Here is a 209-nt window from a genome sequence, read left to right on the forward strand (position 1 = left end):
GCCGAGCTCTACGGCCGGGCCAGCAGCAAGCGCGTTGACGGGAAAGTGCGTGTAATCCGCTGTGCCATCGGTGTCTATCGCGTGCTTGGCCAGTAGGTGATAGAAGCGGTGCAGCGTAGACGAGTGGCCGTCGGAAGCGCCCATGTCTAGATCGTCGTTGAATGCCCGCGGGTAATTAAAGCCGCGTCCAGACAAGATGCATTGGAAGA

Annotated in this window: 1 protein-coding gene; it reads right to left on the bottom strand. The window is 59.3% G+C overall.

What is annotated here, in order from left to right; translation table 11 throughout:
• The coding region (locus HMPREF2724_RS12915) for a hypothetical protein (protein ID WP_168164883.1) at window positions 1–209 on the bottom strand (209 nt) is incomplete at both ends.

The sequence above is a fragment of the Corynebacterium sp. HMSC071F07 genome, assembly GCF_001810285.1.
Classification (GTDB): domain Bacteria; phylum Actinomycetota; class Actinomycetes; order Mycobacteriales; family Mycobacteriaceae; genus Corynebacterium; species Corynebacterium simulans.